Source organism: Flavobacterium sp. T50_26 (assembly GCF_057652995.1).
Window position 1 is genome coordinate 97,674 of the sequence record NZ_JBYFCC010000014.1, and the last position, 8,155, is coordinate 105,828.

The 8,155-nt window shown below is 34.0% G+C and carries 7 protein-coding genes and 1 pseudogene; 5 read left to right on the top strand and 3 right to left on the bottom strand.

Annotated elements, in window-relative coordinates:
• Positions 1-56 precede the first annotated feature (56 nt).
• Positions 57-2,504 (top strand): TonB-dependent receptor, encoded by a 2,448-nt coding sequence (locus AC23MC_RS10105; RefSeq protein ID WP_487568165.1) that lies wholly within the window; start codon positions 57-59, stop codon positions 2,502-2,504.
• A gap of 63 nt (positions 2,505-2,567) precedes the next feature.
• Here the strand turns inward: AC23MC_RS10105 and AC23MC_RS10110 are convergent, their stop codons facing one another.
• The gene (locus tag AC23MC_RS10110) at positions 2,568-2,729 is read right to left on the bottom strand and encodes a hypothetical protein (RefSeq protein WP_487568164.1); all 162 of its coding nucleotides are present in this window, start codon (positions 2,727-2,729) and stop codon (positions 2,568-2,570) included.
• 378 nt (positions 2,730-3,107) lie between these two features.
• On the opposite strand from AC23MC_RS10110, the gene fumC reads away from it, so the two are divergent.
• Together fumC and xerA are read left to right on the top strand one after the other, a co-directional pair.
• Complete coding sequence (gene fumC, locus AC23MC_RS10115) at positions 3,108-4,505, top strand: class II fumarate hydratase (RefSeq protein ID WP_487568163.1); 1,398 nt, start codon at positions 3,108-3,110, stop codon at positions 4,503-4,505.
• A gap of 279 nt (positions 4,506-4,784) precedes the next feature.
• Positions 4,785-5,822 carry a site-specific tyrosine recombinase/integron integrase gene (gene xerA / locus AC23MC_RS10120; protein ID WP_487568162.1) on the top strand — a complete coding sequence of 346 codons (1,038 nt, stop codon included), beginning with the start codon at positions 4,785-4,787 and terminating at the stop codon, positions 5,820-5,822.
• A gap of 163 nt (positions 5,823-5,985) precedes the next feature.
• On the opposite strand, the gene erm is transcribed toward xerA, so the two are convergent.
• Positions 5,986-6,786 (bottom strand): 23S ribosomal RNA methyltransferase Erm, encoded by an 801-nt coding sequence (gene erm, locus AC23MC_RS10125; RefSeq protein ID WP_487568161.1) that lies wholly within the window; start codon positions 6,784-6,786, stop codon positions 5,986-5,988.
• Positions 6,787-7,047: 261 nt separating this feature from the next.
• On the opposite strand from erm, the gene AC23MC_RS10130 reads away from it, so the two are divergent.
• Together AC23MC_RS10130 and AC23MC_RS10135 are read left to right on the top strand one after the other, a co-directional pair.
• Positions 7,048-7,389 (top strand): hypothetical protein, encoded by a 342-nt coding sequence (locus AC23MC_RS10130; RefSeq protein WP_487568160.1) that lies wholly within the window; start codon positions 7,048-7,050, stop codon positions 7,387-7,389.
• Complete coding sequence (locus AC23MC_RS10135; RefSeq protein WP_487568159.1) at positions 7,382-7,831, top strand: hypothetical protein; 450 nt, start codon at positions 7,382-7,384, stop codon at positions 7,829-7,831. Before AC23MC_RS10130 ends, AC23MC_RS10135 begins: the two co-directional genes overlap by 8 nt.
• A 92-nt stretch (positions 7,832-7,923) precedes the next feature.
• Here AC23MC_RS10135 and AC23MC_RS10140 read toward each other — a convergent pair.
• Positions 7,924-8,155: pseudogene (locus tag AC23MC_RS10140) on the bottom strand (IS1182 family transposase); the annotation flags it as partial.

Below are 8,155 nucleotides of genomic sequence, written 5' to 3' on the forward strand. Positions count from 1 at the left end.
AGGTTAAACCTATCAATATTTTTGCAGTCTTAGCATTTAAATCAAAAACCAACTTAATGAAAAATTTTAAAGCTGTTCTTATACTATTCTTATTGAGTATATCTACATTGTCTTTTGCACAACGACCCGATGCCAAAAAAATTAAAGTTACTGGGAAAGTAATAGAAAAATCGTCTTCGCAACCTTTAGAATATGCAACAATTGTATTTCAAAGTGTTAGCAACCCAGATGTGGTTACCGGTGGAATTACAAATCCAAAAGGAGAGTTTGACATTGAAGTTAATGCAGGAAATTATAACATCAGAGTTGAATTTATTTCATTTAAAACTGTTGAATTTAAATCACGTAATTTGCAGTCTAACACAGATTTAGGAATTATTTCTTTAAGTGATGATTCAACTATGCTTGAAGGTGTAGAATTAAGAGCAGAAGCTTCAACTGTAGAAATAAAACTAGACAAACGTGTTTATAATGTTGGGCAAGATATGATGGTGAAAGGTGGAACAATAAGTGATGTTTTAGATAATGTTCCCTCTGTTTCTGTAGATGTTGAAGGTAATGTGAGTTTAAGAGGAAACGAAAATGTTCGGATTTTAATTGACGGAAGACCTTCTAATGCTATTAACGTTACTGATGCTTTACGATTAATTCCTGCCGATGCCATAGATAAAGTAGAAGTTATTACCAACCCATCTGCTCGTTATGATGCCGAAGGTGGTGGTGGAATTTTGAATATTATTCTTAAAAAAGGTAAAAATCAAGGTTTAAACGGTGTAATTACAGGAACCGTTGGAGATCCTAGAAACTATGGTTTAACCGGAAATATTAACTACAAATCAGAAAATTTCAATGTTTTTGCAACTTTAGGCTACAGTGACAGAAATAGCCCTGGAAATTCTAAAACAGATTCTCAATATTTTAATGAAGACGGAACTACAAAAAATTTCATTAACGAAAGAAGAACCAACAACCGTTTGAGAGAAGCATACAATGGAAGTTTTGGTGCAGAATGGTTTCTAGACAAAACTACCACTTGGACAAACACTGTTTCCTATAGAAAAGATGATGGAGCAAATCCTGATGAAGTATTGTTTTATGATTATGATGCCGATTTTAATTATTTGGGAGTTAGACGTCGTTTCAATGACCAAACAAGTTTTGGAGAAAGCATAGAATATTCTTCAAATTTGATTAAAAAATTCAAAAAAGATGGCCATCAATTAACCGCTGATTTTTCAACTTCACTAAATAAAGATAATGATTTTTCATATATTTATGATGTTAGAGATCAAACCACAGATAACGTTCAAAGGCAAAACAGAAACCTTTTTCAAGCAGACTATGTTTTGCCAATAGGAGAAAATTCTCGTTTTGAAGCCGGTTATAGAGGTGATTTTACCGAAGTAACTACCGATTTTGAAGTTCAGACATTTAGTGAAACAACGAATGAATTTGAAATAGATCCTTTTTCTAATGTCTTTGAATACAAAGAATATGTAAATGCCTTTTACACGCAGTTTGGTTCAAAAATCAACAAATTCTCTTATTTATTTGGTTTGCGTTGGGAAGATTCAAACATCGACGTTAACCTTATTTCAGATGATATATATACCAATAAACGATACAATAACTTTTTTCCAAGTGCCTTTTTTGCCTATGAACTTTCAGAAAAAAGCAATGTAACGTTGAGTTATAGCAGAAGAATCCAACGTCCAAGAGGAAGATTTTTAAATCCTGCCACCAACCTTTCAAGTAACATTAACCTATTTCAAGGTAACCCCGATTTAGATCCTGCCATGACTCATGCTGTTGATTTAGGTTATTTAAAACGTTGGAACAAATTAACTTTTAACACTTCCGCTTACATCAATAAAACTGACGATGTATTCCAATTTATTAGAAGAGAATCTGGAAATGAAATTGACGGTGTGGCAGAAGTTATTACAAGCCCAATCAACCTAGCTACAGAATACCGCTTTGGTTTTGAATTTACACTAAATTATTCTCCTTATAAATGGTGGAGATTAAACGGTAACTTTAATTTCTTTAGAAACGAAACCATTGGTGAATTCAATTATATTAATTCTGAAGAAGAGCTAATTAACATCAATTTAGATAACGTTGCTACAAGTTGGTTTGCCCGAATTAATTCAAAAGTTACACTTCCTTACGGAATCGATTGGCAAACAAATGCTACATACAATGCTCCGCAAACAACTGCTCAAGGTAAAAATCTAGGTGTTTTAAGTGCAAACTTAGCCTTGAGTAAAGATATTTTGAAGGACAAAGCAACTATCGCTTTTAACGTGAGTGATATTTTTAATTCAAGAAAAAGAATTTTTGAAACAAATCTTACTAGTGTAATTTCATCCGGAGAAATGCAATGGAGAGAAAGACAAATTAACCTTTCTATCACCTACCGATTTAACAAACCGAAGAACGAAAAAGAAAGAATGCCACGAAGAGAAAATGGCGATGACGGTGAGTTCATGGGAAAACCATAAACACAAAAACAAAAAGGGACGCAATAGCGTCCCTTTTTTGATTAATACATTTTATCAAATATATTATTCAGCGTCTTTTTTTGCTCTTTTCTCTTTGATTAATTCCATAATTGCTCCGCCCAACCAATAGTGAACAAATCCAACTAAAAAAATCATCAACCAAAAACCAATGGTTAATACGGTTAAGAAAAGTAAAAAGCCTAAGTACTGTTGAAATTCAAACATGTTTTCCGGAATTTATCGAATTCAATTACAAATGTAATTTAACTATATCATTTTATCAACATAAATTCAAAAATATTTTAAAATAGGAATGTTAATAAGTAAATTTGTAGCTCGGTTGAACGTTGTCAGTTGTCGGATATCGGTTTTAACGATTGCGGTAACAGATTTTGAAATGAATGACGAAGATGATGAAAAAAAATCAGTGTAAACCCGCGTTTAGCGTCAGCTAATCAGTCAAATCCGTGTTCCGTTTTTAAGTTGCGAGTTGAAAAGTTGCGAGTTACGGGTTTAAAAAAAGCATATAAATTTTAAAGATTTTTCAAATTATAATAATCTGTGTTCAATAAAAAACAAAATAATTAATAAATAAACACAACCATGAACTACCGTATCGAAAAAGACACCATGGGCGAAGTAAAAGTACCCGCCGACAAATACTGGGGAGCACAAACCGAACGTTCCCGCAACAACTTCAAAATAGGTCCATCGGCGTCTATGCCAAAAGAAATTATCGAAGGTTTTGCTTACCTTAAAAAAGCGGCTGCCTATGCTAACCATGATTTAGGCGTTTTGTCCAAAGAAAAAAGAGATGCAATTGCAGCGGTTTGCGACGAAATTTTAGCCGGAGAATTAGCCGACCAATTTCCGTTAGTAATTTGGCAAACCGGTTCAGGTACGCAAAGCAACATGAACGTGAACGAAGTCATCGCGAACCGTGCACAAGTGTTAGGCGGATTCAACATTGGCGAAGGCGAACAATTAGTGAAAGCTAACGACGACGTCAATAAATCGCAATCATCCAACGACACCTTCCCGACCGGAATGCACATTGCGTGCTACAAAGCCGTTATCGAAAAAACAATTCCCGGCGTAACACAACTTCGCAATACATTAAAAGCCAAAGCCGATAAATACATGAACGTGGTTAAAATCGGCCGTACGCATTTAATGGATGCCACTCCCCTCACCTTAGGTCAAGAATTTTCTGGCTACGTTTCTCAATTAGACCACGGTCTAAAAGCTTTAAAAAACACCTTAGATCATCTTGCCGAAGTTGCCTTAGGCGGAACAGCCGTTGGCACCGGATTAAACACTCCTCCCGGCTACGATGTAAAAGTGGCAGAATACATTGCCCAATTTACAGGTTTACCGTTCATAACCGCAGAAAATAAATTTGAAGCTCTTGCCGCTCACGATGCTATCGTTGAATCACACGGAGCCTTGAAAATGCTAGCCGTTTCATTAAACAAAATCGCCAATGATGTGCGTATGATGGCTTCAGGACCACGTTCCGGAATAGGTGAAATCTTAATTCCAGAAAACGAACCGGGTTCATCCATTATGCCCGGAAAAGTGAACCCAACCCAATGCGAAGCACTAACCATGGTATGTGCACAAGTATTTGGAAACGACGTAACCATTACCGTTGGTGGCACGCAAGGACATTACGAATTAAACGTATTCAAACCCGTAATGGCATCCAATTTCTTGCAATCGGCAATTTTAATTGGCGATGCCTGTGTTTCGTTTGACGAACATTGTGCACAAGGAATCGAACCAAACTACAGCAGAATCAAAGAATTGGTAGATAATTCATTGATGTTGGTAACAGCTCTTAATACCAAAATCGGTTATTACAAAGCAGCAGAAATCGCTCAAACCGCACACAAAAACGGAACAACCCTAAAAGACGAAGCCGTTTGTTTGGGTTACGTTTCACCGGAAGATTTCGATGCTTGGGTAAAACCCGAAGATATGGTGGGAAGTTTAAAATAATTCCACTTTAAATAAATTCTAAAAGCACTTTCAATCGAAGGTGCTTTTTTTTATCAGAAGCTATTCCCGCTTTCCGCTGCAAGCTTTTGCTCAAAAACCTTTTTTTCTATGGTCCGGCAGTAGCTCCCAAGGTCGCTCTGCCAAACCAAGAAAAAATAGGTTTTCTTCACAAAAGGCTTTTCGCTGCAATCGGGGCTAGGAGATTGTGCAAATAAGATATAATTTTCATAATTCAATAACATTCTATAATTTAGTGTTATGACAATAACAAAATAATATATGCCAACAATTACAACCAAGCTCATTCGCTACAAAGGCGAAAAAAGAATTGCTATTTACTTCGAAAAAAATGCGGAATTAATTCAACGAATAAAAAGATTAGAAGGAATTCGCTGGAGTGCATCACTAAAAGCGTGGCATTTGCCTAATAATGAAGCAAACCGAATTCGATTCAAAATTGTGGAGAATATACCCTCTCCCGAAGGTATTCAGCAAATTGAATTATTTAAAAATTTTTTACTTTCCAAGAGGTATAGCGAAAACACTATTAAAACCTATTGTGATGCATTAAAATCATTTCTCTCCTTTTTCAGCAATAAGAAAGTAGCAGAAATAGACAATCAAGATGCTATAATTTACAACAATGAATACATACTCAAAAACAACCTTTCCTCCTCGTATCAAAACCAAATTGTAAATGCTATCAAACTATTTTTCACTTCGCAATGTGATAAAAAAATTGTAATAGAAAAAATTCATAGACCTAAACGAGAAAAAAACTTACCAAACGTCTTGAGTAAAGAAGAAATAAAACTAATTTTAGAAGCCCATAGCAATCTTAAACATAAAACCATGCTAAGTTTAATTTATAGTTGCGGATTACGTTGTGGAGAACTACTAGCTTTAAAACCTGTACATATTGATTCCAAAAGAAATATAGTATTGCTAAAAAATGCAAAGGGAAAGAAAGATCGAATTGTTCCATTGAGCCCTAAAATTTTGGAAATGCTTCGAGAATACTACAAATTATTTAAACCAAAAACCTATTTGTTTGAAGGACAAGCTTCAGGACAGCCTTATGATGCTAGAAGTTTACAACTTGTATTAAAACAAGCACTAAGAAAATCGGGGATTACAAAACCGGCTACCTTACATTGGCTTAGACACAGTTATGCAACACATTTGCTAGAAAACGGTACTGATTTACGTTTCATACAAGAATTATTAGGTCATAGCAGTAGTAAAACAACAGAAATTTATACACACGTTAGTACTAAAAACATACAACTAATTAAAAGCCCATTTGATGATTTGTAATAAAAATTCCTATATTTGAAAATAAATAAAACGAAACAAACCTTCGCCAATCTATCCAAAAAAGGATGTATATACGAAAGTTTGTTTCGGATATAAACAAGTTGTGCGTCAGCTTAAAGACACCCCCTCACAGAAAATACTACCTTGACAAGATAGAATTGATTTATGAAGGGTGAAACTTTTCAGGGACAACTTTCAGCATTTCAATAAAACAATCTTTCCATTGACTTGGAGATAGATTCACGATTTTTAAGTTCAAATTAATTCCAAGTTTTTCGGAAATTTCATTAACCTGACTTTTTCTGAATATTAATTTTAAAGCCGTTCTGACAGGTAAATTAGGTTTTTGTAACAGAAAAGATAGAAAATTTAAATATTTGACTTTCTGATTAAAATCAATATGTAAAGGTTTTCGTTCAATTTTAAGAAAAGCAGACTTAACAGTTGGAGGAGGTATAAAACTATTAGGATTAATTTCGTAAACTATCTTCAAACTATAAAATGTATGATATAGGATAGTGTAAGGATTAAAGATTTTGTCTGCAAATAACTTTTTAGCAGGTTCAAATTGTAGGAAGATTGAACCGCCCTGAAAACTTTCCATATTTTCAAACATCAATATTTTTAAAATTTCTGATGTTATACCAAATGGTATGTTTGAAACAACCTTAAACGAAAAATTTGGAATTTTATAATTTCTGAAATCACATCCAAAAATTTGAATGTTTTGAGTTTGTTTAAATTTGTGTTTTAAATGCGTTATTAACTCAAAATCATTCTCAATCGCAATGACTAATTTAGCCTTTTGTAGTAGATGTACAGTTAGAAATCCTTTTCCTGCACCAATATCTAAGACCGTATCGTTTTGATTAATTCTTGATTGTTTTATTGCATCTTCAATTAGCACTTTGTCAATTGTAAAGTGCTGACCCGTAAATCTTACAGGCAATTTATTTTTATTCATTATGACTTCTTACAGGTGAATACTTGAATTCAAATCGTAGCGATTTGACTGCAAAATTAGTAACTTTGCTTCAATTTACAATAAGAAGATGAAATAAATAAAAGCCGAACGCACAACACGCGGTATAGTTAATTGCCGGTGCAGTGCGTATTCAAGCGGCACAGCTCGTATCAAAAGTAGTTGTAACTTGATAGGAAAGTGCTTCGAAATCGGCAACTAACCATACCGCCATCCGTTAGTGGCAATTTTAGAACGACACATATGACAACAAACATTTGGATTGAAAAAGGTTGGGGCGACTCGGTTGAGAACGCAACATTTGACGACATAAAAACCGCTATTGAAGAAACTATAAAAATGGATGAAGAGCACGGAGCTTTTTGGGTTGGACATATGGAAAATGAATTTGTTCTTGAGGTTCACAAAAACGGTGACTTGTTTTTTGTTTATGGAGAAAACCAAGACGAACAAATACAAACTAAACTTGACAATTGGGAGGATGTAAAACACTTCTTTAAAATGTATTTTGACAGCGATTTTGAAAAACTAAAAAAAGAAATTGAGTTGCGACCATTTACGTATAAAAAACTGACAAATGGATAGCAACAATTTACCAAAAACAGAAATAGAACTTGAAAATTGGATGAGCGAAAATTGTTTCAATTTCAATAGTTATTCAATAAACGGAAACAGTATTTATGAAGGTTTTGGAATTGACAAATCGGGCGGACTTTATATTTGGTATTATACAGAAAGAGGACAAAAAGATACTTTAAAGTATTTTCAATCAGAAGTTGAAATTGTTGGTTATGCTTTTAATCAAATTAAGTCTGACAAATGGGCAAAAACACATTGCATTGGCTTTTCGGAAGACGTAGATAAAATTACTGACCTAAAAAGTGAATTACAGAAAATGAGAATAGAATTTTTTGAAGACAAAATACCTTATTACGGATTAGAAAGACCTGTTTACAGAGTTTTTGTATTAGGTTGCGACATTCAAAAAACAGAACACTTAAAAGAAAAATATTGGACAGAAAAATAAAAACTGCCACTAACATCGGTAACCGTTGCACAACCCCTTCAAAAAACTAAATTTTCATTCTAATCATAAAAAACAACCTCGTTTAGTGCTTTCTAAGCGAGGTTTATTTTTGAGAGTAAGTTACTGTTTCTAAAAATCAGATGCCTTAAAAAGGTGTTTTTTAGGTTTACAAGAAAGGTTTTTAAACAAGCGTTTTCTTCCCCTTGCTTTATCGATACAACTTGGGCTTGGCTTTTTGGTTTTTTGGCAATAAACTTGAGGTATTTCTTCAAGTTATACGTCATAGCGGCCATCAAAACATGTTTGTTGGCTTGTTGTATTCCT

What these genes read in the sequence shown, in the direction of transcription:
- erm (WP_487568161.1), bottom strand. Translation starts at nt 6,786, where the DNA reads ATGAATAAAAATAAATTGCCTGTAAGATTTACGGGTCAGCACTTTACA.
- xerA (WP_487568162.1), top strand. Translation starts at nt 4,785, where the DNA reads ATGCCAACAATTACAACCAAGCTCATTCGCTACAAAGGCGAAAAAAGA.
- AC23MC_RS10105 (WP_487568165.1), top strand. Translation starts at nt 57, where the DNA reads ATGAAAAATTTTAAAGCTGTTCTTATACTATTCTTATTGAGTATATCT.
- AC23MC_RS10135 (WP_487568159.1), top strand. Translation starts at nt 7,382, where the DNA reads ATGGATAGCAACAATTTACCAAAAACAGAAATAGAACTTGAAAATTGG.
- AC23MC_RS10110 (WP_487568164.1), bottom strand. Translation starts at nt 2,729, where the DNA reads ATGTTTGAATTTCAACAGTACTTAGGCTTTTTACTTTTCTTAACCGTA.
- fumC (WP_487568163.1), top strand. Translation starts at nt 3,108, where the DNA reads ATGAACTACCGTATCGAAAAAGACACCATGGGCGAAGTAAAAGTACCC.
- AC23MC_RS10130 (WP_487568160.1), top strand. Translation starts at nt 7,048, where the DNA reads ATGACAACAAACATTTGGATTGAAAAAGGTTGGGGCGACTCGGTTGAG.